A 24,621-nucleotide genomic window follows, 5' to 3' on the forward strand; every position below is an offset into this window, starting at 1 on the left:
CTCAGCCAGCAGCCAGCGCACCCACCACCACGCCCAGCCGCGCCCGTGGCAGGATCACCAGCAGCCCCGGCCCATCGGCCCGGATCCGCACCGGCCCCGTCGCCCGGTTGGAGGTCCCGACCCGCGCCATCGGATCCAGCTGCAAGCCCTCGATGGGCCATTCCAGCCCCTCCGACCAGCCGCTCACCCGCTGCATCGGAAACAGCGAGACCACCTCCCCCGCCACCAGCGGCAGGGCGATCTCGCCGCGCAGATGAAACACCACCTCCTGCGGCCCCAGCAGCACGCAGGGGCTGGGATGTGGCTGCATCAGCGTATTGAACCCGGCCAGCTGATGATCAATCCGCCCGCCCAGAAACCCGACCCCCAGCACCACCGGCGCAGAGATCGCGCGCAGCGCCTTGTCGAAATCCGTCGTGGTCTGCTCGGCCACATGGTGCAGCGTGCCGGGGGCGAGCTGCGCCTGCACATCCGCCGACAGCGAATCCAGATCGCCAATGACGGCGACCGGCCGATACCCCGCCGCCAGCGCATGGGCTGCGCCGCCATCCGCCGCCACCAGCACCGGTGCCAGCGCCAGCGCCGCCTCCAGATCCCCGGGATCCACCGCGCCCGCCCCGACCAGGGTTACCGGCTCAAACCGTTCAACAATCAGCTCTTTCATGCTGGGATTACTCGCAGAAAAGGAAACAGACCACAATGTGGACACAAAATGATACGATCAATTGCACGGATTCGGGCGCAATTTGACCCCCTGGGCGGTCAACGTAGACGGCACTGACTTTGGCGAGGACACCTATCCGATGGTACAGAACAATAAGGTTTTGACAGTCTCCTACGGGACTTTTTCCTGCACATTGGAGGGGTTCGACGATTCATTCGGCACGATGAAGGCCATTGCGGAGTATTTCCGCGATCTGGCCTCCGATGACCGCTACTTCGGGGCCGAACCGCCGCAGCCGGACGCCGAAATGCTGGCGCGCATCGCCCAGCGTGAGGTCGCCCGCCAGGTCGAGGCGCGCACCAGCGCCGAGGGCATCCACCTGCGCGCCGCCACCCTGCCGCCGCCGCCGCAACAGACCGCACCGCCGCAGAGCGAAACACCGCCCCGCCCCGCTGCCCAGCAGCCCAGCGAAGAGACCTCGCAGCATCGCGCCACCGGCGCCCTCGCCGCCCCTGCTGCCCCGGCCCCTGTCAGCGCTGCCGAACCGACAGACCCCACCGCCCGCACCGCCCCGGCCAGCGCGCCCAAAGCCCGCGCGCCGCTGTCAGAGCCCTCGGCGATGCCTGTGGCTGAGGTGAAGTTGCAGCCGGTCCAGCAGGCCGCACCCACCTCTGCCGCCGCCAGAATCGCCGCGGCCCCGGCAGCCGCTGCCGCCTCGGCCCTCGCGGCCCAGGATGCCCCAGACGATAGCGGTACGGCCGCCACGGCCGATGCCGAGACCAACGCCGAAAGCATCGCCGCCAAGCTGCGCCGCATCCGCGCTGTTGTGGCCAAGACCCCGGTTGATGAGTTCACCGAAGACCAGCACGCCGAACAGGCCCGCGAAGAGGCGGTCAAGGAAATCACCAACGCGCTCTCCGCCGATCACGATGCCGTCGACGCTCCGCGCGCCGCAGATGGCCAGATCGCAGCGCAGGAGCTCGACGAAAACGACGAGGATGACGCCGCCATCGCCGCCGCGCTGAACCGGCTCGACCTCGGCAACACCCCGTCAGTTCCTGCCACACCCAGCGTGCCCAACGTCCCCGAAGGCGCCGAAGAATTCTTCGCCGACAGCAGCAGCGCCACGGATGACACCGAGGCCGACAGCCTTGAGGACGATCTCGACGAGAGGGTCGCGCCCCTGTCGGAAACTGCCCAGCCACAGCCTGCGAAGGCAGAGGTCCAGCAGGCAGAGGTCCAGCAGGCCGAGCGCGCCCCGGAAGAAACCTCAAAGAGCGAGACCGCTGCCGAGACCCCAGCCGCGCCCGAAACCGCCGCGCCCCGCAAACGTGGCCGCGTGCTGCGGATCAAACGCCGCGATATCGAAGGCGCCATGGCCGATGGCACGCTGGAAAAACTCGACGACACCGCCGCTGCGACCGTGCCCGATACCCCTCCGGCGACACCCGCCGCCCCGGCGCCCGAGGCCGCCGAAACATCCGAGGCCCGACCAGAGACCCGCCCAGAAACCCGCACGGGTGCAGCGCCCAAAGCCGACCCAGAAACCCACAGCAGCCTCTCACCTGATGACGAGGCCGAACTGCTGGCCGAACTCGCCGCCGTCGAGGCCGATCTGCTGGGCAGCGATGATGATGAGGCCTTCTTTGACGACGAGGATGACGAGGACGAGGACAGCGCCGCACCGGCCGCAGCTGTGCGCGCCTCGCCTCGCACTGACGCACCGCTCAACAGCGCCGCAGAGGCCGCCGCCGCCGTGGCGCCCGGCTCCCGACGCGGCGCCACCAGCACCGCCGACAGCGATATCGCCCGTCTGATGGCCGCCGCTGACGAACGCCTGGAAGACCCCGAAAACACCACCTCGCGCGAAACCTACAGCCAGCTGCGCGCGGTCATGGCTGCGGCCTCGACCGAGCGCTCCGCCGGTGGCGCGCTGGAGGCCGAGGACGACGCCCAGGTCTACCGTGACGATCTGGCCAGCGTGGTGCGCCCGCGCCGCCCCGAATCCCGCGAGACCGCCGACCAGCGGCCCGCCAAACCGGCGAGCCGCCCCGCACCGCTGCAACTGGTCCAGGAACAGCGCATCGACGACAGCGCCGCCGCCCCCGTGCGCCCGCGCCGGGTCTCCGCCGCCGTGCTGGCCGAAGAGGCCCCGCGCAACAGCGGCAGCGAAGGCGGCTTTGCGGCCTATGCTGCGAAATCCGGCGCCGTGGAACTGGCCGAACTTCTCGAAGCCGCCGCCGCCTACATGAGCTTTGTCGAAGGCCGCGATCACTTCTCGCGTCCGCAGCTGATGAACAAGGTCCGCGATGTCGATGGCACCGACTTCAACCGCGAGGACGGGCTGCGCAGCTTTGGCCAGCTCCTGCGCGAGGGCAAGATCGAACGCGCCGACAATGGCCGCTTCACCGCCTCCGGCCAGATCGGCTTCCAGCCTGGCAACCGCGCCGCAGGCTGATCCCCGACCCAGATGACACAAAAAAAGGCGGCCCACAAAGGCCGCCTTTTTAGATTGAGACCAGCCCGGCGTGACACTGCCGACCTGTCATCTTTCCCGAAATACTCCGGGGTGAATTGACCGTCAGGTCAAGAGGGGCAGCGCCCCTCCCCGGCTGTCATCCCGGCGCCTCAGCCCTGATCCTGATCCGCATCATCCGGATCCGCCTTGCCGACACCGCGAAAGACGAATTTGAACGGCAGAATCCACAGGACACCCAGCAGCACATAGACAATCAGCTCAACCAGCAGCGACGGCCGGTCCAGCCAGCTGATCACATTGACCGCCAGCACGATATAGACCGGCATGCCAATCAGCAGGATCACCAGCGCCCAGCGCCGCCGCGCCTTATAGCTCAGACCACCCTCGCCCGACATCAGTCGGCAAAGGGATCGGTCACCAGAATGGTGTCGTCCCGCTCCGGGCTGGTGGACAAAAGCGCAACCGGGCAGTCGATCAGCTCTTCCACGCGCTTGACGTATTTGATGGCATTGGCCGGCAGGTCGTTCCAGCTGCGCGCCCCTTCGGTGCTCTCGCTCCAGCCCGGCATCTCTTCATAGATGGGGGTGCAGCGCGCCTGCTGGTCGGCTGCGGTCGGCAGATAGTCCAGACGCGCGCCGTCCAGCTCATAGCCGACACAGATCTTCAGCGTCTCGAACCCGTCCAATACGTCCAGTTTGGTCAGCGAAATGCCGGTGATGCCGGAGGTGGCACAGGTCTGACGCACAAGGCAGGCATCAAACCAGCCACAGCGGCGCTGACGGCCGGTGGTGGTGCCGAATTCATGACCACGGGTGCCCAGACGCTCGCCATCCGCATCCGGGGTGCCGTCTTCCTTCAAAAGCTCGGTCGGGAACGGGCCTTCGCCCACACGGGTGGTATAGGCCTTCACGATGCCCAGCACATAGTCGATGGAGCCCGGACCAATGCCCACACCGGTTGCCGCCTGACCGGCAATCACGTTGGAGGAGGTCACAAACGGGTAGGTCCCGAAATCAATATCCAGAAGCGCACCCTGGGCGCCTTCGAACAGGATCCGCTTGCCCGCCTTGCGCTTTTCATTCAGCACTTTCCACACCGGTGCGGCAAAGGGCAGGATATCCTTGGCGATCTCTTTCAGCTGCGCGATCAGATCGTCGCGATCCACGGCCTCGATGCCCAGACCCTTGCGCAGCGGATCATGGTGCTGCAACGCACGATCAACACGCGCGACCAGGGTCGCCTCATCCGCCAGATCCGCGACACGGATCGCACGACGGCCCACCTTGTCCTCATAGGCCGGGCCGATGCCACGACCGGTGGTGCCGATCTTGGTGCCCTTGGAGGCCGCCTCTTCGCGCGCCCGGTCCAGCTCGCCATGCAGCGGCAGGATCAGCGGCGTGTTCTCCGCAATCATGAGCGTCTCGGGAGAGATGTCCACGCCCTGGGCGCGCACGGTCTCGATCTCTTTCATCAGATGCCAGGGGTCCAGCACCACGCCATTGCCAATGACCGAGAGCTTGCCGCCACGCACCACGCCCGAGGGCAGCGCGTGCAGCTTGTAGACCTTGCTGTCGATCACCAGCGTATGACCGGCGTTATGGCCGCCTTGAAAACGCGCAATGACATCAGCGCGTTCGCTGAGCCAATCGACAATCTTGCCTTTACCTTCGTCACCCCATTGGGCGCCGACTACCACGACATTGGCCATCTCAGGTCCTCATGTATGCTGGTTGAAACCGACGCTCCGTATAACGAGACCGCGCAGACAGGGGAACCGGTTTTTCGTCGCAGGCGCGGGAATCCACGGCAAAGCCCCCTGCTGCGTGGCGAAAATGGACGATCAGGCGCCGCGCAGCGCCGTTGCGCGTGGAGCGCCCGTCGCAGGGCCGTTGCGTCCGCAGCGCGCGCCCTCTTCACCCCTTCGGGATCAGGATATGTCAGTCTGGACGCGGATCGATCCCCCGCGTCAGGGTCACTTAAGCCCGGCGCACCCACACGCACAGGAGACCGGCCCCGATCCCATCGGGGGCGTGTCAGGATATCCTGCCTGCGCAGGCCCCATCCGGGCCTGTCCACCTCCACCGGCGGCGCCGCCATCCCTGTTCTTGGCACAGCGCGAGACCGCAACCGAGACGAGACCGACAAACAGACCGATAGACTGGGGCGGCGAAACAGAGACAGAAGGGACGCGAGAGAGCGACAGAAGAGACACCCAGACCCGAACGACACAGGCCCGAACGACACAGGCCCGAACGACCCAGACCCGGCGCGGATCTCCCCGCGCCGCGCCATCAGCCGTGGCGGTGGCGCCCCGAACCGGTGCAGCTGCGCCCGGCCCTCCGCAGACGATATTTCCGGCCACTCGCCCGACTAATCCGCAGGCAGCTCAACCGGCATGCCATGTGGCGTCGACAGATAGGCCGCCTCCCAGCGGGCGCGCATCCCCTCGGCATCGACAGGGGCCACCCGGCCTGTCTCTGCCAGAAACATCTCCAGCGTCTCCAGCCAGACGGCAAAGTAATCCTCGCCCCCGTTCAGATCGCGCTCCAGCCCATGGCGGCGCAGGCTGGCAGAAAACCGCGTCACCCAGTCGCCCCAGGACAACGCCCCGCTTTCATTCAGATGCACCGTCAGCGCAAAGACCTGCGCATGCCACGGCTGTTCAAAGGCCGGTTCCGGGCGCTCTGCCACCGGCGTGTCAGTTGTGCTCATGCCGGCTCCAGATAGCTTTGCCACAGGTCCAGAACCACCTCGTCGCGCGGATGCTCCGGCGCGCTCCACAGCTCGGCCGCCGGGAACACCACCGCATAAAGCGGCTCCGGCGCCTCCCCCAGACCATGTGCGGCACTGTCCGGCAGAATATGCGTCCCATGCAGGCGCAGCACGCGACCGCTGGCGCCCACTGCATAGCCGGGCAATCGGGTGTGACCGCCCGCCACCAGCCGGTTGCCACCGGGGCGGCGACAGCGCACCGCATCGCCGGGGGCAAAGACCACCGGCACATCAGAGGGCCGGTCCGCCGGTCCGCCCTTGGCGAGGGTTGCGGCCACATCCGATGCCTTCAGCGCACGGGCAGCGAGCGGATGCGGGGCCACGGCCTCTGCGCCCGTGCCGTCTTTCTGACGCCCCCCTGCCTCGGCTGTCGCCAGATCCGCGCGGCTCAGCACACCCTTTTCCACCAACAGCATCGCCAGACCGGCCAGCCATTTCTCGTAGTAGGAAAACCGCGTGTAATCCTTCGGCGCCAGCCGCTCGCGGGCGTGGCGCGAGGTGTCGATATTCCACTGCCCCAGCGCGCCGCAGGCCAGCGTCACCGCCAGGGCACGGGCGTGCCAGTCTTCGGCAAAGACCTCTTCGGCAAAGACCGGGGCATCCTCTGCCTCGGGCACCACCGGCCCGTCCCCGAATCGCCCGCCCATGTCATGCACCCGGGTCATGCTGGCGCCTCCCCCGGCGCCTTGGCCAGACCGGTGCCGATCATGCTGTCGCGGCTGACCAGCGCCGCCAGCGCGTCCTCGCTCAGCCCCTCACTGCCCGCAGGCCGCATCGGCAGCACCAGATAACGGACCTCAGCGGTGGAATCCCAGACCCGCACCGCGGTGCCGTCGGGCAGGCTCACGCCGAATTCCGCCAGCACCTTGCGCGGCTCGCGTACCGCTCTGGCGCGGTAGGCGTCGGATTTGTACCAGCCCGGCGGGATCCCCAGCAAAGGCCAAGGGTAACAGCTGCATAAGGTGCAGACGACCATGTTATGCTGCTGCGCGGTGTTCTCGACCACCACCATATGTTCACCCTGACGGCCATAATACCCAAGCTCCGCCAGCACCGGATCGGCATCAGCCAGCAGACGCGCCCGAAACTCAGGATCAGCCCAGGCCCGCGCCACCACGCGGGCGCCATTGGCCGGGCCGATACGGTTCTGATAGGTATCGATAATTTCATCCAGCGCCGCCGGATCAATCAGCCCCTTTCGGGTCAGCACCGTCTCCAGCGCCTTGACGCGCAGGGCGGGGTCCGGGGGCAACAGGCTATGCGGGGCGTCTGCGTGATCATGAGGCATAGGGCGAGACTGCCCGCAGCGGCGCAAAGCTGTCCAGTCACAATCCGTCATGATCCCGATCACCAGCGGTGATGCCCGCGCGCAGCCGCAGCAGCCGGACCTCTCATGCGCCGTTTTCTGCGGATTTGATGCACCCGAAACGCCGCAGGCCCGCCTTCTCCGCCCTTCGGCAAACTGAGCCCTTGCCCCTCAGAGCAATCTTCCCTATTTACCGCCCGATACTCAGCCAACCGCCGTAGGATCCTATGGAAAACGTCGTACTCATCATCCATCTTCTTCTGGCCCTGGGGCTGATTGCCGTTGTCCTCTTGCAGCGCTCCGAAGGCGGCGGCCTTGGCATGGGCGGCGGCGGCGGCGGGGCCATGTCAGGCCGTGCAGCAGCCACCGCGATGAGCAAGGTGACTTGGATCCTGGCCGTGGCCTTCATCGCCACATCCATCACGCTGACCATTCTGGCAGCACAGAAATCCGCAGGCTCTTCGGTTGCAGATCGCCTCTCGGCGCCTGCCGCAGAAGGCGCTGCCGATACACCCGACACCCCGCTGGGCAGCGACCTGCTGCCGCCGGTGCAGGGTGACAATGCACCGCTGGTTCCCAGCGCAGACTAATCCGGCCACCCGGCCCGGAGGACCCTCGGATCAGCCCGACAGCCAATTGCGCTTCGGGCAGATCCGGCAAGACCAGAGCGTCTGACGCGGGATTCGCGAGGATCCACTACACTTAGAATGAACAAAAGCAGCCGTAACAGCATCTTGCGGCTTGCTTGCGCATTTTGCGCGAATCCTTTATATGTAAAGCCCCGTGATGCTGCGGTTTCTGCAACCGCCGGGCAGCTGAATTCTGACTTCTCACGGGGGCAGCCGAACAGACATGGCGCGTTTCATTTTCATTACTGGCGGTGTTGTATCATCTCTGGGCAAAGGGCTGGCATCCGCCGCTCTTGGGGCACTTTTGCAGGCGCGCGGCTATTCCGTCCGCCTGCGCAAACTGGATCCCTATCTGAACGTCGATCCGGGCACGATGAGCCCCTTCGAACATGGCGAGGTCTTCGTCACCGATGACGGTGCCGAAACCGATCTCGACCTCGGTCACTACGAACGTTTCACCGGCGTGGCCGCCCGCCAGACCGACTCGGTCTCCTCGGGCCGGATCTATTCCAACGTGCTGGAAAAGGAACGTCGCGGCGACTACCTCGGCAAGACCATTCAGGTCATTCCGCATGTGACCAATGAAATCAAAGACTTCATCTCCATCGGTGAAGATGAGGTTGATTTCATGCTCTGCGAAATCGGCGGCACCGTCGGCGACATCGAGGGGCTGCCCTTCTTTGAAGCGATCCGCCAGTTCGCCAATGACAAGGCGCGTGGCCAGTGTATCTTCATGCACCTGACCCTCCTGCCCTATATCAAGGCCTCCGGCGAGCTGAAGACCAAGCCGACCCAGCACTCGGTGAAGGAGCTGCGCTCCATCGGTCTGGCACCGGATATCTTGGTTTGCCGCTCCGAAGGGCCGATCCCGCACAAGGAACGCGAAAAACTGGCGCTGTTCTGCAATGTGCGCGCCGACAGCGTGATTGCCGCGCAGGATCTGAAGTCCATCTACGAGGCCCCGCTGGCCTATCACCGCGAAGGTCTCGATCAGGCGGTTCTGGATGCCTTTGGCATTGCGCCGGCCCCGAAACCCAATCTGACCCGCTGGGAAGATGTGGCCGATCGCATCTACAACCCCGAAGGCGAGGTCAAAATCGCCATCGTCGGCAAATACACCCAGCTGGAAGACGCCTATAAGTCCATCGCCGAGGCGCTGACCCATGGCGGCATGTCCAACCGCGTGAAGGTAAAGATCGAATGGGTCGATGCCGAGCTGTTCGACAAGGAAGACGCCGCCCCCTACCTGCAAGGCTATAACGCCATTCTGGTGCCCGGCGGCTTTGGCGAGCGCGGCACCGAGGGCAAGATCAAAGCCGCGCAATATGCGCGCGAGCACAAGCTGCCCTATCTCGGCATCTGTCTGGGTATGCAGATGGCCGTCATCGAGGCTGCGCGCAATGTCGCGGGCATCGCGGAGGCAGGCTCCGAGGAATTCGACCATGAGGCAGGCAAGAAACGCTTTGAACCGGTGGTCTATCACCTGAAGGAATGGGTGCAGGGCAACCACACCGTGGCGCGCAAGGTCGATGACGACAAGGGCGGCACCATGCGTCTGGGCTCCTACAACGCCACGCTGGCCGAAGGCTCCAAGGTGGCTGAGGTCTATGGCACCACCCGGATCGAGGAACGCCACCGTCACCGCTATGAGGTGGACACCAAATACCGCGAGCAGCTGGAAGCCTGTGGCCTGAAATTCTCCGGCATGTCGCCGGATGGTCGCCTGCCGGAAATCGTCGAATGGACGGATCACCCGTGGTTCATCGGCGTACAGTTCCACCCCGAGCTGAAGTCGAAACCGTTTGAGCCGCACCCGCTGTTTGACGATTTCGTCCGCGCCGCCAAGGAAGCCTCGCGGCTGGTCTGACCGGCACAGCGCCCGGCGCATCGGGCCTGACTGAAACACACCAAAAGGCAGACCACCCCGGTCTGCCTTTTTTGCGTGCGAACGCCTGACGGATATGCCTGCCTGCGATGTTTCGCCGAACCGCCGCCCGGTCGCGTCACTGTTAGCGGAGGCGTTAGCGCAACCACTTGATACAGATAGTTGTTTCCTGCCGCAGGCGCGGTATAGACGATGCCAGACAGACAATCCCTTTTCGTGGAGACCCGACCTATGGCGCAAGAAACCTCGACCCAGACTGCTCAGCTCGATCGCATCGCAAACGGCAAGGGCTTCATTGCGGCGCTCGATCAGTCCGGCGGGTCCACCCCGAAGGCGCTGGCGCTTTATGGCGTGACCGAAGACGCCTACAGCAATGACGACGAGATGTTCGGCGAAATCCAGAAAATGCGCGCCCGCATCATCACCGCACCGGATTTCAACAGCGAAAAGATCCTCGGGGCGATCCTGTTTGAAAAAACCATGGATGCCGAAATCGACGGCATCCCGGTGCCTGCCTACCTGTGGGACAACTGCGGCGTTGTACCTTTCCTCAAGGTCGACAAGGGCCTCGCGGATGAGGTGGACGACGCCCAGACCATGAAACCGATGCCCGATCTTGATCAGCTGCTGTCGCGCGCGGTACAGGCCGGGATTTTCGGCACCAAGATGCGCTCGGTGATCAAGGGCGCCAATGCCACCGGCATCAAGAACGTCGTCGGCCAGCAGTTCATCGTCGGCCGCCAGATTGCCGCTGCCGGTCTGCTGCCGATCATCGAACCCGAAGTGGACATCAACTCCGCCACCAAAGCCGAGGCGGAAACCCTGCTGAAGGCTGCGATTCTGGACGAGCTGAACGCCCTGCCCGCCGATACCAAAGTGGCGCTGAAACTGACCATCCCGACCGAGGCCGGTCTCTATGACGATCTCGCCGCCCATGCCAATGTGGTGCGCGTTGTTGCGCTGTCCGGCGGCTATACCACCGATGACGCCTGCGAAAAGCTGGCCAAGAACAGCACCATGATCGCCTCCTTCAGCCGCGCCCTGACCGAAGGTCTGAATGTCGCGATGAGCGACAGCGACTACAACGCAGCGCTTGGCTCCAACATCGACAAGATCTACCGCGCCTCGATCTGACGATCACGCCGCCCCTGACGGGGAAAGACACCAAGGTAAAGAGCCGCGCCGGTCAGATCCCGGCGCGGCTCTCTTTCATTGCACTGACTGGCTGACGTCGGCCTCAGTCGAATTTAGGCGCGCGGTTCTGCATCTGGGCGGCGACCACTTCCATCTGCTCAGCCTTGCCGATCAGACCGACCTGAACACGGGATTCCTCCAGCAGCACCTCGGCGCGATCCGCGCTGGCCTCGGCCGTCTCGATCAGCGTTTTTGCCGCGCGGATGGCGGCGGGGCTTTGCCCGGCGATCACTGTCGCCAGTTCATGGGCGCGGGCGATGGGATCCTCGGCCAGCTCGGTGACCAGCCCCCAGTCCAGCGCCTGCGGCGCCGACACTTTCTCCGCCGTATAGGTCAGCCGCCGCAGCACATCGGAGCGCAGCAGCCGCGGCAAGAGCACCATGCCGCCCATATCCGGCACGATCCCCCATTTCATCTCCATGACCGAGAACCGCGCATCGGGCGCAGCAATGCGGATATCGGCCCCCAGTGCCAGTTGCAGACCGCCGCCAAAGGCCACGCCATTGATCGCCGCAATCACCGGCATCGGCAGGCGACGCCAGACCATTGCCACCTGCTGCACCTGATTGGCATCGCCATGAGAGCGGCTCATCAGCCACTCTGTCGGGTCTTTCATCCCCATCTGGGCAAAGCTCATCAGATCAAGGCCGGCGCAGAACGCCTTGCCCTCGCCCGAGAGCACAACCACCCGCGCCTTGCTGTCCATCAGGCTTTCGCCAGCGGCAATGATCTCTTCGATCATCTGGCTGTCCAGCGCGTTCATCTTGTCACCGCGGGTCAATGTCACCCGTGCAATATGGTCTTCGATCTCTACCGATACCCGTGCCATCTCGGCGCCCTCCTTCTTGGAATTTCCGTTGGCGGCAGACTGCCCCGGATCCCGGCAGTGATCCAGCGTAACGCCGGGGCAAAGCGACGCGCTTGCCCGGACGCACCGGATCACGTTATCTCAGCCCATGACACAGCCACGCTACACCCCGCTTGCCCACTCCCTCCCCGCCTCTGTCCCCTTTGTCGGGCCGGAAACCCAGGAGCGCCAGCGCGGCGCGCCCTTCACGGCGCGGCTGGGCGCCAATGAAAACATCTTTGGCCCCTCGCCCAAGGCGATTGCGGCCATGCAGGCCTCGCTGGGCGAAATCTGGAAATATGGCGACGCCGAGAGCCATGACCTGCGCGAGGCGCTGGCCGCGCATCACGGTGTTGCGCCCCATAACATCATGATCGGCGAAGGTATCGACGGGCTGCTCGGCTATCTGGTGCGGCTGCTGATTGGCGAAGGTGATGCGGTGGTGACCTCGCTTGGCGCCTATCCGACCTTCAACTACCATGTCGCGGGCTTTGGCGGCCTGTTGCATACCGTCCCCTACAAGGATGACCACGAAGACCCCGCCGCGCTCTTTGCAAAGGCCGCCGAGGTGGATGCCAAGCTGGTCTACCTAGCCAATCCCGACAATCCGATGGGCAGCTGGCACAGCGGCGCTGATCTGCTGGCCGCGATGAACGCCCTGCCAGAGGGCTGCCTGCTGCTGCTGGATGAGGCCTATATCGACTGCGCCCCCGAGGGCACTGCCCTGCCCATAGATATCGACGATCCCCGCGTGATCCGCACCCGGACGTTTTCCAAAGCCTATGGCATGGCCGGTGCGCGGGTGGGCTACGTGCTGGCAGAGGCCGGGCTGGTCAGCGCCTTCAACAAGGTGCGCAACCATTTCGGCATGAACCGCACCGCTCAGATTGGCGCATTGGCGGCCCTGCGGGATCAGGCGTGGCTGGCCGAGGTGCTGGGCCGCATTGCCACCGCACGCGACCGGATTGCGCAGATTGCCCGCGACAATGGGCTAACACCCCTGCCCTCGGCCACCAATTTCGTGGCCATCGACTGTGGCAGTGAAGGTGCCTTTGCCAAATCGGTGCTGGAGAGTCTGGTGGATCAGGGCGTGTTTGTGCGGATGCCCTTCGCGGCGCCGCAAAACCGCTGCATCCGGGTCAGCTGCGGGCCGGAGGATCAGCTGGACGCCTTTGCCCGCGCGCTGCCCCTCGCGCTGGAGCGGGCGCGCAACGGCTGAGGCTGCGTCAGGGCCTGCTGCGGATCACCCGCAGCAGCTGCCTCTCTCTGATGTGTCTGCAACAGATGCCGCGCCACCCCCGGCGATCACCTGTGAGGCCGCCTCCAGCGCGCCGGATCCATGCCGGATCTCCAGCGCCTTCAGACCGGCATCAACCCCGCCCAGCAGCCCCATGATCATTTGACCGTTCACATGGCCCATATGGCCCAGCCGCAGGAACCCGTGCCACTCCGGGCTGTTCGGCGGCGCCATGCCAAGGCCGATGCCCAGCGTCAGCCCAAGGGTCTGTTCCACCCAATTGCGCAGGCGCGTGCCGCGATCGCCGCCGATATGCAGCGATGTGACCGCGTTTGACCGCAAAGCGACCTCCTGCACATTCATCCGCAGCGGGCCACCTTCGCCCCAGCGGTCACAGGCCGCCCAGATCGCCTGCGCCAACAGGTGATGGCGCGCCCAGACGGCCTCCATCCCCTCACCGTGGATCAGATCCAGTGCGGCCCGCAGACCATAGAGGTGATGCGTGGGCGCGGTGCCGCCGAAATACTGGTAGAATTCCTCCGGGTTGGCGCGCGGCTGCCAGTCCCAATAGCGGCTGACCCGTGGCAGGCGGGCGCGGGCCTCCGCCGCCTTTGGCCCGAAGAAGACAAACCCCATGCCCGCAGGCACCATCAGCCCCTTCTGGCAGGCCGAGACCATCACATCCACGCCCCAGTCGTCCATCTCGAACCGGTCACAGCCAAGCGAGGCAATGCAGTCGACCATCAACAGCGCCGGGTGGCCGCAGGCATCCAGTGCCGCGCGCATTGCCGTCACATCATTGCGGATCGCGCTGGAGGTATCGACATGCACCGTCAGAACCGCCTTGATCCGATGGGCGGTATCGGCGGCGAGATGGCTGGAGATCTGGTCCATGTCCCAGGCCGAGCCGGTGCCGAAATACAAAAGCTCCACCTTGATGCCGAGCGCCTCCGCCATTTCCGACCAGCCAATGCCAAAACGGCCCGAGGCGGCGACCAGCACCGTGTCACCCGGCTGAAGGGTGTTCAGCAACGCCGCTTCCCAGGCGCCGTGACCGTTGGAAATATAGATCGCCACATCATGATCGGTGCGCGCCACCCGGCGCAGGTCCGGGATCAGGGTTGCCGTCATCTCCACCAGTTCACCGGCGTAGATATTCGGCGACGGGCGGTGCATCGCCTGCAACACCGCATCCGGCATGACCGAGGGGCCGGGAATGGCCAGATATCCGCGTCCCGCGGCAAGGGAAACACCCGCTGTCATGCTGCACTCCTATGTTTATCTGGGCAAACTGTGACGCGGGTCTGCGGTGGCTGCAACCCCTTGCAACGGCGCCGCACGCGCATTTGACGCAGCGGTTTTACCGCCGCCCAGAGCTGGCCCATCGGCTGCGAAACCCGCGCCATGCTTGCACCTTTTCCCCCAGCTGCTTAAATGGCTCAGGCCTGACGTGGATGTCAGCGCCAGAAAAAACCACATCGGTTGTGATCCTTGCCCCAGACTGACCCCAAGACGACGCCCCCATCCGCAACGCCGGACACGCCGGACGCCCCTGCGGTGGATGCCGCCCCCTCGCCCAGGCGGGCGGTGGCACCCGCCACGGCAGAGGCCCCGGCCATCAAGTCAAAGCCCGAGCACATGTCCTCGCGCGAGCTGCTGGGCTGGCTGTGGCGCGGCTATCTGCGCCATTACATGGGCCTTCTGGGACTGGCGATCATCTTCATGCTGATCGAAGGCGGCACCGTCGGCGGCCTCAGCTACATGATGCAGCCGATGTTCGATCTGGTGTTTGTGGCGGGCAATACCACTGCGCTGTTCTGGGTCAGCCTGGCGTTTCTGATCATCTTCTCCATGCGCGGGATTTCCAGCGTCTGTCAGAAGGTCATTCTCAGCAAGATTTCCCAGACCTCCGCCGCCCATATGCGCAAGGACATGCTGGCGCGGCTGATCCGGCAGGATCCGTCCTTTCATCAGGTGAACCCGCCCGGTTTCCTGATCCAGCGGGTGCAGAGCGATGTGATGGCGATCAATTCGGTCTGGCAGGCGCTGATCACCGGTGCCGGCCGCGATGTCACGCAGATGGTGGCCGTTCTGGCTGTGGCGATCAGCGTTGACTGGCGCTGGACCGCGATCATGCTGGTCGGCCTGCCGATGCTGCTGTTGCCGCTGGCCGCCGTACAGCGCTATGTGCGGCGCAAAGCCTCGCAGGCGCGCGATCTGGGGGCCTCGCTGTCGACCCGGCTCGACGAGATCTTTCACGGGATCGTGCCGATCAAGCTGAACAATCTCGAAGACTACCAGACTGACCGTTTCGGCGGCCATATGGACCAGTTTGTCCGCTCCGAAGTGCGCGCCTCTTTTGGTGTGGCCTCAACCACCGGGATGATCGACATCATGGCCGGCTTGGGCGTGATGGGCGTGGTGCTTTATGGCGGCGCCGAGATCATCGAGGGCAAGAAGACCGTGGGCGAGTTCATGAGCTTTTTCACCGCCATCGGTCTGGCCTTTGACCCGATGCGCCGGTTGGCCTCGATCAGCGGCACCTGGCAGGCCGCGGCGGCCGCCATGGAACGCATCAAGGAACTGATGGACTCGCCGATCAAACTGGTGTCGCCGGAGACGCCGGTGCCCGCACCCAAGGGCCTGCCCGAGGTGGCGCTGAGCGATGTCACCCTGCGCTACGGCGACTCGGATGTGTTGCGCGAACTGTCGCTGGTGGCAGAGGCCGGCAAGACCACCGCGCTGGTTGGCGCCTCCGGGGCCGGGAAATCCACCATCTTCAACCTACTCACCCGGCTGGTGGACCCGCAGGAAGGATCAGTGACCGTGGGCGGCGTCGCCGTGCGGGACATGGATCTGGATGATCTGCGCGGGCTGTTCTCGGTGGTGACCCAAGAGGCGCTGCTGTTTGACGAGACCCTGCGCGAAAACATCCTGCTGGGGCGCACTGATGTGAGTGATGAGCGGCTACAGGAGGTTCTGGAAGCCTCGCATGTGGCCGATTTCCTGCCGAAACTGGCCAATGGGCTGGACACGCTGGTGGGTCCGCGTGGCTCGGCCCTGTCCGGTGGCCAGCGTCAGCGGGTGGTGATTGCCCGCGCGCTGCTGCGTGACACGCCGATCCTGCTGCTGGATGAGGCGACCTCGGCGCTGGATGCGCAATCTGAAAAGGTGGTGCAACAGGCGCTGGAGAAACTCTCGGGTGGGCGCACCACGCTGGTGATCGCACACCGGCTGTCGACCATCCGCAATGCCGATAAAATCGTGGTGATGGAACGTGGCCGTGTGATGGATCAGGGCACCCACGAGGAACTGCTGGAGCGTGGCGGCATCTATGCCGATCTCTACCGGTTGCAGTTTCAGGACGGCAAAACGCTGGTGGACCGAGCAGGAGTCGCCGCGCAGGCGCCCAGACAGTTCAGCGAAGGCGGCGACCAGCCGCGCTGGTTCCAGAAACTGGCCCGGCGCATGTTCGGCTAGGCCTTGCCCACTTCGCGACCTACATTGCCTTCGTGATCTTTCAGGAGCCTGACCCATGACCAACCGCCGCATCCTGCGTCTTTCCGGCGCTGACACCCGCGACTTCCTTCAGGGGTTGATCACCAATGATGTCGCCAAGGTGGATCAGGGGCTGGTCTATGCCGCCCTGCTGACCCCGCAGGGCAAATATCTGGCGGATTTCTTTGTCGCCGCTGATGGCGATGACCTGCTGGTGGACGTGGACGAAAGCCTCGCCGCGGGGCTGGCGAAACGGCTGACAATGTACCGGCTGCGCGCCAAGGTCACCATCGAGGAAACCGATCTGGCCGTGCGCCGGGGCACCGGGCCGGCGCCTGAGGGCGCGCTGGCGGATCCGCGCCACCCGGATCTGGGCTGGCGCGCCTATGGCACCGAAAGCGGCGAGGACGGCAGCAACTGGGACGCCATCCGGGTCGCCCATTGCATCCCCGAAACCGGCATCGAGCTGGGGCCGGAGAGCTACATTCTGGAAGCCGGGTTTGAGCGGCTGAACGGCGTCGATTTCCGCAAGGGCTGCTATGTCGGCCAGGAGGTCACCGCCCGGATGAAACACAAGACCACCCTGCGCAAAGGTCTTTCCACCGTCGCCATCGAGGGCAGCGCGCCCATCGACACCGAGATCCGCCGCGCCGACAAAGCCGTCGGGACGCTGTTCACCCAGTCGGGCGAACACGCGATTGCCTATCTGCGATTCGACCGTGCGGGCGACGATATGTGCGCGCAGGACGCACGGGTTCATTGGCAGGTTAAGACCTGAGGCGATTCCGTGGCCGCCACCCGAGATCGTGACGCGACGTCACATCGGGATCGCTGTCTCGGGCGGCTATGTCTCAGACATCATTTCACGAGGATAATTTCATGCGATTGCTCCCCTGCCTTGCCCTGACGCTGCTGCCCCTGCCCGCGTTTTCCAGTGACTACTGGGAATATCAGGACTGGTCCGTCGCCGCCGATATGCGCGTCACCGAAGAGCACGACTGGCGCGATTGCACCGCCTGGACCGGCGGCGACGGGCTGCCGCTGCTGCGCCTCACGGTGACCGAAGGCGATGTCGGCCCACCCGAAACCTACCCCCAGCTTGAGCTGTTTGAGAGCGCCGCGCGCCATTATCCGACGCAGGTTCAGAACGGTCAGGCCATCGGCTTTATCATCGACCAGAAGGCGGTGTTCTACGGTATCGCCGATGCCGAGATCAACGAGGAAGGCATTGCCGAAGCGCGCGCCATGGTCCGCTGGATGGATGCGCTGAACACCATTCTCTGGATGCAGGACGGCGATCGGATGGAGGTGCGGACCGTGGTGCCCTATGGCGCGGGCGAGATGGTTCTGGATGCCTCTCTGGCCGGGTTCACCGCTGCCTATGGCAAGATGATGGACGAATGCGGCCACAGCCTGGAACTGCGCAAGATTGAAATCGACTACAACTGATCGGCTCTGCCACCTGTTGTGACACCATGAAAAAACCCCCGCAGGACAGCCTGCGGGGGTTTTCATTTGCTGAAGCTGTTGGCGCTAACCGCTTAGGCGCGCTCAGAATATTCCATGGTCTCGGTATTGACGACGATCATCTCATCCTGACCGACAAAGGGCGGCACCATGACCTTGACGCCATTGTCCAGGATCGCAGGCTTGAAGGAGTTGGCAGCGGTCTGACCTTTGACCACCGGCTCGGTCTCGACAATCTTGCAGGTGACTTTCTGCGGCAGCGTTGCGTTCAGCGCCTCGGATTCATGGAATTCCACAACGATGGTCATGCCGTCCTGAAGGAACGGGCGGCGATCGCCCAGCAGATCGGCGGGCAGCTCGATCTGCTCATAGGTTTCGGCATCCATGAACACCAGCATGCCGTCGCTCTCATAGAGGAACTGCTGGTCCTTCTGTTCCAGACGGACCTTTTCGACCTTGTCGGCGGAGCGGAACCGCTCGTTCAGTTTGGAGCCGTTGCGCAGGTTGCGCATCTCGACCTGGGCAAAGGCGCCGCCCTTGCCGGGCTTCACGTGATCGACTTTGACAGCGGCCCACAGACCGCCGTTGTGTTCGAGAACATTGCCGGGGCGGATCTCGTTACCGTTGATTTTGGGCATGACAAAAATCCCTCTCGGGTGGTTGATGAACTGTTAACCGCCCCTATATCTGGCAGGGAGTCGGCTGGCAAGACAACGATATGTCGTGTGAGGGACCGGGGAGCCATGCAAATTGCGCATAAAAGATATGCGTATGAAGGCTATCCGAATCGTCACAATTCCGCCATAAGGAGCGCTACGCCGAAATTGCAATAGCAAGAACAAAAAGGAAGCACGATGCGAGATTTCGTTGACGGCACCGCATATAACAACGAGCAAGGCAACCGGGCACGCAAGCTGTTTGCGGCGGTGGTATTGGCTGCGCTGGACGATGCGATTGCTGATGACAAGAAATACGGTAACGGCCCCGAGCAGATCGCTCGGTGGGCACGGTCGCGCGACGGGCGCGAAGTGCTGAGCTGTGCAGGCATCGACCCGAACGAACGTGTGGTCGGCGGCCTGATGGAATTTGTGGGCCGGGGTGTCCGTACCTCTGTTGCACTGTCGCGCGAAGAGAGCGAACGCCGCAACGCGGCACAGGCCGAAGCGGCCTGATCAGACCTGCCAGTCTGACGGACAGTTAACCGTCAAAGAAAAGCGCGTCCTGGGGGGCGCGTTTTTTCTTTTGGCGATGGCGGTTTCATGGCGAAATCGGCCGCTCGCCGGGCTTTTCATGGCCCGAAAAATCCGCCATGGCTGACAGGTGACAAATCACACCAGCAACAGCGGGAAAGAGGCGGCCATGACAGCACGGGCCATCATGATCCAAGGCACCGGCAGCAATGTCGGCAAATCAATGATTGTCGCGGGGCTGGCGCGTGCCTTTGTGCGCCGGGGCCTGTCAGTGGCGCCATTCAAACCGCAGAACATGTCCAACAATGCCGCGGTCACCCCCGAGGGCGGTGAGATCGGCCGCGCGCAGGCGTTGCAGGCACGGGCCGCGATGCGCCCGCCTCATACCGATATGAACCCCGTGCTGCTGAAACCGGAGACGGAGACCGGCGCGCAGGTGATCGTACAGGGCAAGCGGCGCGGCACCCAGGCGGCAGGTTCCTTCATGCGCGATAAGACCGGCCTGCTGGAGGCCGCCTTGGAGAGCTTTCGCAGGTTGGCGGCGGATGTCGATCTGGTCCTGATCGAGGGCGCCGGATCCCCGGCGGAGACCAACCTGCGCCGGGGTGATATCGCCAATATGGGATTTGCCTGCGCGGCGGATGTGCCGGTGGTGCTGGTGGGCGACATTCACCGGGGCGGCGTGATTGCACAGATCGTCGGCACCCATACGGTGCTGGAGCCGCAGGATCTGGCGCGGATCAAGGGCTTTGCCGTCAACCGGTTCCGCGGCGACCGCAGCCTGTTTGATGCCGGTCGCGATGATATCGCCGCACGCACCGGCTGGCCGTCGCTGGGGGTGATCCCCTGGTTCTGGGAGGCCTGGAAACTGCCGGCCGAGGATATGATGGACATCGCCTCGCACCGGGGGGGCGCCTGCAAGATCGTGGTGCCGCAGCTGGAGCGGATGGCGAATTTCGACGACCTCGACCCGCTGGCGGCAGAACCCAATGTCACGGTTGAGATCGTGCCCGCCGGGCGCGCCCTGCCCGGCGACGCGGATCTGGTTCTGATCCCCGGCAGCAAATCCACCATTGGCGATCTCACCTATCTGCGGGCGCAGGGCTGGGACATTGATATCCTGGCGCATTACCGGCGCGGCGGCCATGTGATGGGGCTCTGCGGCGGCTACCAGATGCTGGGGCAGACAATTGATGATCCTGATGGTGTCGATGGCCGACCGGGCAAGGTGGCCGGGCTGGGCCTGTTGGATGTGCATACCGTGATGGCGGGCGAAAAGCGGGTGACGCTGACCGAAGCGGTGACCCGCGACGGCAATCTGCCGGTCAGCGGTTACGAGATCCACATGGGCCGCACCGATGGCGCGGATTGCGCCCGCGCCTGGCTCAGCATTGAGGGCCGTCTGGAAGGGGCCGTATCGCCGGATGGGCGCGTGCGCGGCTCATATCTGCATGGTCTGTTCAGCTCGGATGCGTTCCGGGCGTCGGTCCTATCTGGTCTGGGACATGAGAGTGTCGCAGGCTATGACGACGGGGTCGAGGCCACGCTGGATGCGCTGGCGGCCCATCTGGAGGACTGCATGGATCTGGACGCGCTGCTGGCGCTGGCCGAACCGGTTCGGGGCGCATAGGCGCGATGAGCGCAGCTATGGTGCCGCCAGAGACGCGCGCCAGTGGATCGGTCGGGATCTGATCAGAGCAGGTTCTGGGCCGACAGGGCGCGGTGGATCTCGCGGCGCACCAGTTTGCGGACGTTGCGGGTGATCCGCTCACCCAGGGCGCCCTGCAACTCCTCGCGGACGATTTCAGAGACCAGCTCGCGCAGGGCCTGTTCATCCAGAATGCCCTCGTCGGCGCTGAACCCCGCCAGCGCCTCCAGCGCGGTGTCGGTGACAGCGGTTTCGGCCAGATCGCGGTGACCGTCGGGGGGACTGTCAGGGGCCTGCGCCGCAACTGCGCGCTCCGTGACCTCCTCCGTGATCTCTTCCGGGTCTTCGCTGACGGGCGTCTCCTGCGCCTCGCGGTGCGAGCTATCAGCCTCTATCCCCGCCTCCGGTTCTGCGATCTGATTCTCCTCCGGGGTCTCGGCCTGCGGTGCCGAAGCGGCCAGCTGAACCTCCTCAGCGGCCTCCGCGTCACTGTCCTGATCCTCCCAGGCGAGGGTCTCCAGATCGCTGCCGGCATAGGGCGTATCGCGGGAACCATCCGGCTCCCAGAGCACGGGGCGGGCTGAGTTTGCGGCCTCCATCTCGGCGAGTTTCTGCACCACGGCGCCCACCTTCGGGTTCAGCTGGGCATGAGGTTTCACCACAACCGCTGGCGCCTCTGTCTCGGGCCGGCGTTCGGGCCTGTGCTCAGGTGCGTGGCCGGTGGTGGCCGCCGCCTGATAGAGCGTGGCAGAGGGGTCGGTCCAGGGCGCGTCGGCGCTGCGCGCAGCAGCAGCCGGTTGCGGCGCGGGCTTGGCCGCATCAGCGGCAGCCTTGGCGGCATCAGCGGCAGTTGCGGCGGCGATACCGTTGAAAAACGCCAGATCCTCATGGCCGGGATCATTGTCATGCAGCGCCAGCCCCTGCGCGATACGGTCCTGCGGCTCATCCCAGAACTCAATCGCATCAACGGCCATCAGCGCCTCGAAACGCACCTTGCCGGATGTCGCGGCATCAGAGGCCTGCTGCGAAACCGGTGCGGTGTCCGCGTCCTTGGCATCCTGGGTGATCGGCCTGTCGGCCACGAATGTATCGGCAGTCGGCGTATCGGCGATGGGCGCAAGCTTGCTCTCAGGGACGCGCAGGGCCGGAGTCAGAACCAGCCGTGTTACCGGCTGGCTGCTGTTGGCGGTGTCCGTTTTCGGCTGCACGCCCGTGTTGCGGTGGATCCGCTGCGGCTGGGCGATCTGGGCGGCCAATGCCACCTCGCCCCCCTTGCCAAGCCGGGGATCAGCCGTGCGACTGTCCTCACTCACCAGACGGCGGATCGATGACAGGACGTCTTCAATTTCAGCTTGGGTAACCGGTTCGGACATTTTTGCTTATCACTCTCGCCTCTTGAGGCTGAGTGTAGCGATCTGTCCCGGTTCAGACAACCGTGTGAATTAAGCGGTTTTTAAGGAGGCCCGCCGCTGCGGACCCCCGGTCGAGCGCTCTGCGAGGTCTCAGTTCTTGCCCAGAGCGCGCATCACGCGGTCCAGATCCTTGCTGCGCTGGCTGACATGGGCCGGCGCATCCTTGACCAGATTGTAATAGAGCGTCGGATCGTAGATTTCGACAGCCAGACCAAGGTGTTCTGCGGTCAGAAGCCCCTGCGCCTGCAACAGCGCATAGGCCGCCAGCACCTGATTGGCGCGGGACTGCACGCGGTCGGTCTGGGCGTTCAGCAGCTCCTGCTCGGCTTCGAGCACGTCGAGCGTGGTTCGCGCGCCCAGCGTTGCCTCCTCGCGGACACCGTCAAAGGCGACCCGCGCGGCGCGGACGCGCTCATTCGAGGACACCAGGCTGGCGCGCGCGGTTTCCAGTGCCACAAAGGCCGCCGATACATCCTGTGTCACGCCGCGCTGGGTGGTGATCAGGGCACCGCGTTCGGCCTGAAGACGGGCAATGCTGGCACGGCGCGCCGAGGCCAGAGAGCCGCCGGAATAGAGCCGCTGTGACAGCGTCACGCTGGCGCCGGAGGTGTCGCGCGTTCCCGGCCCGCTGGCGTCAGAGGCATGGGTGGCATTGGCTCGCAATGTGACCGATGGCCCGAGGTTGCGGGTGTTGCTCTGCGAGGCGTAATCCGCAGCCTTTACCGCGTGTTGCTGCGACAGCAGGCTGGGGTGATTGCGCATCGCGATGGCTTCTGCCGATTGCAGCGAGGCCACGCGCTGCGGCAGCGGCGGCTGGCCGGCAATCGTCCCCGGCGCATTGCCAACAGCCTGAACATAGGTCGCACGGGCATTGCGCAGGTCGCCCTGGCTTTCGATCAGGCTGGCCTGCGCGCCGGCCACGCGGCTTTCGGCCAGAGCCACATCGGTCCGGGTGACTTCGCCCACTTCAAAGCGGTCATTGGCGGCGCGCAGTTCCTCGCGCAGCAGCCGCAGGTTGTTGCTGCGCAGCGCCACGGTCTCCTGTTGCAGCAGCACGTTCACATAGGCCTGGACGGCGGCAAAAAGCACCTGCTGTTCAACGTCGAGCAAGGCCTGCCGCGTCGCCAGAACGGTCTCCTGCGCGGCGAGCTGGCTGAGCCGGGAGACCCCGTTGTCAAACAGCAGCCAGCTGACATCAATACCGGTAGAGAGGGTCGAATCATGGTTGGAGCTGGCAATGGTGCCATTGCCATTGCGCACATACTGACGCTCTGCCCGGGCAACCCAGTCGACCACCGGACGCAGGCGCGCCACTGCGGCGGCAACGTTTTCGTCCTGCGCGCGCAGCAGGGCGCGGTTCTGTTCCAGCAGGCCGCTGGTCTTATAGGCGCCGATCATCGCATCCGAGAGATTGTCGGCAGCAGCCTGTTTCGGAGCACCCAGCAGCAATGCCGCGCTTCCTGCGAAGACGAAGGCCTTAACCAGGTTTGCCGTCAGTTTATTGCGCATCTTAAGCCTCTTGTGATCCGGCCTACCGACGCGGCAGTGCCGTTCTGCTCTCTCTGGCGCACAGGGGTCTCAGGCGCCGATCTGTCACGATCCGCCCGGACCAAGGTCAGCGCGGATCACCTGTGAACTCTCTGACGGATCAGAGAGCGAATTCTTCAACAGCCGCAAAACCGGGCAGCACCGGGGCACCCGCATTAAAGGCCAGACGCCAGGAGATCTGGCCGCCGGTCTTATAGCCGACTTTGACCTCTCCCAGCGGACCGGACATGAAGATTGCTGCCATCCGGCCGCCATCCTTCAGCTGATCCAGCAGCGCCTCCGGCAGGGTTTCCACCCCCCCCTCGACGATCATGACATCATAGGGGCCGTGTTCTGCGGCGCCCTCGACCAGCGCACCGGTGTGCACGATCGCATTGTCGGCGCCAACGGCCGACAGCTGGCCCTGCGCTTCGCTCGCCAGGGTCTCGTCTTCCTCGACGCCGATCACCATCTGCGCCACCCGCGCGATCACCGCGGTGGAATAGCCCAGACCGCAGGCCACATCGAGCACCAGCTCATCCGGCTGCACGTCAACCGCATCCAGGATCTTGCCCAGGGTGCGCGGCTCCAGCAGCACCCGACCGGGTCCGATATCCAGATTGCCATCGGCATAAGCCGCCTCGCGCTGCGCATCGGCAACAAAGGCTTCGCGCGGCACGGCCAGCATGGCTTCGATGATCGGGAACTTGGTGACATCCGACGGGCGGATCTGCGTGTCGACCATCATGCGGCGACGTTCGGCAAAGTCAGTCATATGCTAAACTCATCTGTTCAGTCAGTTGCTGTGGTTGTGCCACATCCGGGACAGGGCGGCAACGGGCGGGCGCGCATTTCTGCTGCGTTGT

Annotated in this window: 22 protein-coding genes; 10 read left to right on the plus strand and 12 right to left on the minus strand. The window is 64.6% G+C overall.

What is annotated here, in order from left to right:
• Position 1 precedes the first annotated feature (1 nt).
• On the minus strand, positions 2–664 hold the full coding sequence (locus tag VWY75_RS12565) for a thiamine diphosphokinase (protein WP_416539091.1): 663 nt from the start codon (positions 662–664) through the stop codon (positions 2–4).
• 139 nt (positions 665–803) lie between these two features.
• On the opposite strand from VWY75_RS12565, the gene VWY75_RS12570 reads away from it, so the two are divergent.
• The gene (locus tag VWY75_RS12570) at positions 804–3,122 is read left to right on the plus strand and encodes a chemotaxis protein CheA (RefSeq protein ID WP_416539092.1); all 2,319 of its coding nucleotides are present in this window, start codon (positions 804–806) and stop codon (positions 3,120–3,122) included.
• Positions 3,123–3,292: 170 nt separating this feature from the next.
• Here the strand turns inward: VWY75_RS12570 and VWY75_RS12575 are convergent, their stop codons facing one another.
• The 5 genes from VWY75_RS12575 to nthA form a co-directional block, all read right to left on the minus strand.
• Positions 3,293–3,538, minus strand: a complete 246-nt coding sequence (locus VWY75_RS12575; RefSeq protein WP_340546138.1) for a DUF2842 domain-containing protein — start codon at positions 3,536–3,538, stop codon at positions 3,293–3,295.
• The gene (locus tag VWY75_RS12580) at positions 3,538–4,851 is read right to left on the minus strand and encodes an adenylosuccinate synthase (RefSeq protein ID WP_416535050.1); all 1,314 of its coding nucleotides are present in this window, start codon (positions 4,849–4,851) and stop codon (positions 3,538–3,540) included. The genes VWY75_RS12575 and VWY75_RS12580 overlap by 1 nt, the downstream gene beginning before the upstream one ends.
• 662 nt (positions 4,852–5,513) lie before the next feature.
• A complete protein-coding gene (locus VWY75_RS12585; protein WP_416539093.1) occupies positions 5,514–5,855 on the minus strand; it encodes a nitrile hydratase accessory protein in 342 nt (113 codons plus the stop codon).
• Positions 5,852–6,580 (minus strand): nitrile hydratase subunit beta, encoded by a 729-nt coding sequence (nthB, locus tag VWY75_RS12590; protein ID WP_416539094.1) that lies wholly within the window; start codon positions 6,578–6,580, stop codon positions 5,852–5,854. Before nthB ends, VWY75_RS12585 begins: the two co-directional genes overlap by 4 nt.
• On the minus strand, positions 6,577–7,203 hold the full coding sequence (gene nthA / locus VWY75_RS12595) for a nitrile hydratase subunit alpha (protein ID WP_416539095.1): 627 nt from the start codon (positions 7,201–7,203) through the stop codon (positions 6,577–6,579). The genes nthB and nthA overlap by 4 nt, the downstream gene beginning before the upstream one ends.
• 245 nt (positions 7,204–7,448) lie before the next feature.
• Here nthA and secG point away from each other — a divergent pair, with 245 nt between their 5' ends.
• From secG to VWY75_RS12610, 3 genes are all read left to right on the plus strand, one after another.
• Complete coding sequence (gene secG, locus VWY75_RS12600) at positions 7,449–7,811, plus strand: preprotein translocase subunit SecG (RefSeq protein ID WP_340546143.1); 363 nt, start codon at positions 7,449–7,451, stop codon at positions 7,809–7,811.
• Positions 7,812–8,073: 262 nt separating this feature from the next.
• Positions 8,074–9,717 (plus strand): CTP synthase, encoded by a 1,644-nt coding sequence (locus tag VWY75_RS12605; RefSeq protein ID WP_416539096.1) that lies wholly within the window; start codon positions 8,074–8,076, stop codon positions 9,715–9,717.
• Between the two features lie 249 nt (positions 9,718–9,966).
• Positions 9,967–10,869: a fructose bisphosphate aldolase gene (locus VWY75_RS12610; RefSeq protein ID WP_416539097.1), complete on the plus strand. Its 903-nt coding sequence runs from the start codon at positions 9,967–9,969 to the stop codon at positions 10,867–10,869.
• A 103-nt stretch (positions 10,870–10,972) separates the two neighbouring features.
• Here the strand turns inward: VWY75_RS12610 and VWY75_RS12615 are convergent, their stop codons facing one another.
• On the minus strand, positions 10,973–11,758 hold the full coding sequence (locus tag VWY75_RS12615; protein ID WP_416539098.1) for a crotonase/enoyl-CoA hydratase family protein: 786 nt from the start codon (positions 11,756–11,758) through the stop codon (positions 10,973–10,975).
• A gap of 127 nt (positions 11,759–11,885) precedes the next feature.
• Between VWY75_RS12615 and VWY75_RS12620 the strand changes: the two genes are divergently transcribed.
• A complete protein-coding gene (locus VWY75_RS12620; protein ID WP_416539099.1) occupies positions 11,886–12,995 on the plus strand; it encodes a pyridoxal phosphate-dependent aminotransferase in 1,110 nt (369 codons plus the stop codon).
• Between the two features lie 24 nt (positions 12,996–13,019).
• Here the strand turns inward: VWY75_RS12620 and VWY75_RS12625 are convergent, their stop codons facing one another.
• Entirely contained in the window at positions 13,020–14,276 is a 1,257-nt protein-coding gene (locus VWY75_RS12625) for a pyridoxal-phosphate-dependent aminotransferase family protein (RefSeq protein ID WP_416539100.1), read from the minus strand.
• 375 nt (positions 14,277–14,651) lie between these two features.
• Here VWY75_RS12625 and VWY75_RS12630 point away from each other — a divergent pair, with 375 nt between their 5' ends.
• From VWY75_RS12630 to VWY75_RS12640, 3 genes are all read left to right on the plus strand, one after another.
• The gene (locus VWY75_RS12630; protein ID WP_416539174.1) at positions 14,652–16,493 is read left to right on the plus strand and encodes an ABC transporter ATP-binding protein; all 1,842 of its coding nucleotides are present in this window, start codon (positions 14,652–14,654) and stop codon (positions 16,491–16,493) included.
• 55 nt (positions 16,494–16,548) lie between these two features.
• Positions 16,549–17,289: a YgfZ/GcvT domain-containing protein gene (locus VWY75_RS12635; RefSeq protein WP_416539101.1), complete on the plus strand. Its 741-nt coding sequence runs from the start codon at positions 16,549–16,551 to the stop codon at positions 17,287–17,289.
• Positions 17,290–17,390: 101 nt separating this feature from the next.
• Positions 17,391–17,960, plus strand: a complete 570-nt coding sequence (locus tag VWY75_RS12640) for a hypothetical protein (RefSeq protein ID WP_340546150.1) — start codon at positions 17,391–17,393, stop codon at positions 17,958–17,960.
• Between the two features lie 92 nt (positions 17,961–18,052).
• Here the strand turns inward: VWY75_RS12640 and efp are convergent, their stop codons facing one another.
• Positions 18,053–18,616: an elongation factor P gene (efp, locus tag VWY75_RS12645; protein WP_340546151.1), complete on the minus strand. Its 564-nt coding sequence runs from the start codon at positions 18,614–18,616 to the stop codon at positions 18,053–18,055.
• A gap of 216 nt (positions 18,617–18,832) precedes the next feature.
• Here efp and VWY75_RS12650 point away from each other — a divergent pair, with 216 nt between their 5' ends.
• Together VWY75_RS12650 and VWY75_RS12655 are read left to right on the plus strand one after the other, a co-directional pair.
• The gene (locus tag VWY75_RS12650; protein ID WP_008207990.1) at positions 18,833–19,150 is read left to right on the plus strand and encodes a DUF6280 family protein; all 318 of its coding nucleotides are present in this window, start codon (positions 18,833–18,835) and stop codon (positions 19,148–19,150) included.
• A gap of 187 nt (positions 19,151–19,337) precedes the next feature.
• Positions 19,338–20,798, plus strand: a complete 1,461-nt coding sequence (locus VWY75_RS12655) for a cobyric acid synthase (RefSeq protein ID WP_340546152.1) — start codon at positions 19,338–19,340, stop codon at positions 20,796–20,798.
• Between the two features lie 62 nt (positions 20,799–20,860).
• Here VWY75_RS12655 and VWY75_RS12660 read toward each other — a convergent pair whose 3' ends face one another.
• The 3 genes from VWY75_RS12660 to VWY75_RS12670 form a co-directional block, all read right to left on the minus strand.
• Positions 20,861–22,189 carry a hypothetical protein gene (locus VWY75_RS12660; RefSeq protein ID WP_416539102.1) on the minus strand — a complete coding sequence of 443 codons (1,329 nt, stop codon included), beginning with the start codon at positions 22,187–22,189 and terminating at the stop codon, positions 20,861–20,863.
• A gap of 129 nt (positions 22,190–22,318) precedes the next feature.
• Complete coding sequence (locus VWY75_RS12665) at positions 22,319–23,737, minus strand: TolC family outer membrane protein (protein ID WP_340546154.1); 1,419 nt, start codon at positions 23,735–23,737, stop codon at positions 22,319–22,321.
• 139 nt (positions 23,738–23,876) lie between these two features.
• Positions 23,877–24,530 carry a protein-L-isoaspartate O-methyltransferase family protein gene (locus tag VWY75_RS12670; protein WP_340546155.1) on the minus strand — a complete coding sequence of 218 codons (654 nt, stop codon included), beginning with the start codon at positions 24,528–24,530 and terminating at the stop codon, positions 23,877–23,879.
• Positions 24,531–24,621 lie beyond the last annotated feature (91 nt).

It is taken from the genome of Phaeobacter sp. JH20_08 (assembly GCF_048056635.1).
In the GTDB taxonomy this organism is placed as follows: domain Bacteria; phylum Pseudomonadota; class Alphaproteobacteria; order Rhodobacterales; family Rhodobacteraceae; genus Phaeobacter; species Phaeobacter bryozoorum.

Coding starts and splice junctions, on each gene's coding strand:
- VWY75_RS12565 (WP_416539091.1), bottom strand. CDS start 664: ATGAAAGAGCTGATTGTTGAACGGTTTGAGCCGGTAACCCTGGTCGGG.
- VWY75_RS12570 (WP_416539092.1), top strand. CDS start 804: ATGGTACAGAACAATAAGGTTTTGACAGTCTCCTACGGGACTTTTTCC.
- VWY75_RS12575 (WP_340546138.1), bottom strand. CDS start 3,538: ATGTCGGGCGAGGGTGGTCTGAGCTATAAGGCGCGGCGGCGCTGGGCG.
- VWY75_RS12580 (WP_416535050.1), bottom strand. CDS start 4,851: ATGGCCAATGTCGTGGTAGTCGGCGCCCAATGGGGTGACGAAGGTAAA.
- VWY75_RS12585 (WP_416539093.1), bottom strand. CDS start 5,855: ATGAGCACAACTGACACGCCGGTGGCAGAGCGCCCGGAACCGGCCTTT.
- nthB (WP_416539094.1), bottom strand. CDS start 6,580: ATGACCCGGGTGCATGACATGGGCGGGCGATTCGGGGACGGGCCGGTG.
- nthA (WP_416539095.1), bottom strand. CDS start 7,203: ATGCCTCATGATCACGCAGACGCCCCGCATAGCCTGTTGCCCCCGGAC.
- secG (WP_340546143.1), top strand. CDS start 7,449: ATGGAAAACGTCGTACTCATCATCCATCTTCTTCTGGCCCTGGGGCTG.
- VWY75_RS12605 (WP_416539096.1), top strand. CDS start 8,074: ATGGCGCGTTTCATTTTCATTACTGGCGGTGTTGTATCATCTCTGGGC.
- VWY75_RS12610 (WP_416539097.1), top strand. CDS start 9,967: ATGGCGCAAGAAACCTCGACCCAGACTGCTCAGCTCGATCGCATCGCA.
- VWY75_RS12615 (WP_416539098.1), bottom strand. CDS start 11,758: ATGGCACGGGTATCGGTAGAGATCGAAGACCATATTGCACGGGTGACA.
- VWY75_RS12620 (WP_416539099.1), top strand. CDS start 11,886: ATGACACAGCCACGCTACACCCCGCTTGCCCACTCCCTCCCCGCCTCT.
- VWY75_RS12625 (WP_416539100.1), bottom strand. CDS start 14,276: ATGACAGCGGGTGTTTCCCTTGCCGCGGGACGCGGATATCTGGCCATT.
- VWY75_RS12630 (WP_416539174.1), top strand. CDS start 14,652: ATGTCCTCGCGCGAGCTGCTGGGCTGGCTGTGGCGCGGCTATCTGCGC.
- VWY75_RS12635 (WP_416539101.1), top strand. CDS start 16,549: ATGACCAACCGCCGCATCCTGCGTCTTTCCGGCGCTGACACCCGCGAC.
- VWY75_RS12640 (WP_340546150.1), top strand. CDS start 17,391: ATGCGATTGCTCCCCTGCCTTGCCCTGACGCTGCTGCCCCTGCCCGCG.
- efp (WP_340546151.1), bottom strand. CDS start 18,616: ATGCCCAAAATCAACGGTAACGAGATCCGCCCCGGCAATGTTCTCGAA.
- VWY75_RS12650 (WP_008207990.1), top strand. CDS start 18,833: ATGCGAGATTTCGTTGACGGCACCGCATATAACAACGAGCAAGGCAAC.
- VWY75_RS12655 (WP_340546152.1), top strand. CDS start 19,338: ATGACAGCACGGGCCATCATGATCCAAGGCACCGGCAGCAATGTCGGC.
- VWY75_RS12660 (WP_416539102.1), bottom strand. CDS start 22,189: ATGTCCGAACCGGTTACCCAAGCTGAAATTGAAGACGTCCTGTCATCG.
- VWY75_RS12665 (WP_340546154.1), bottom strand. CDS start 23,737: ATGCGCAATAAACTGACGGCAAACCTGGTTAAGGCCTTCGTCTTCGCA.
- VWY75_RS12670 (WP_340546155.1), bottom strand. CDS start 24,530: ATGACTGACTTTGCCGAACGTCGCCGCATGATGGTCGACACGCAGATC.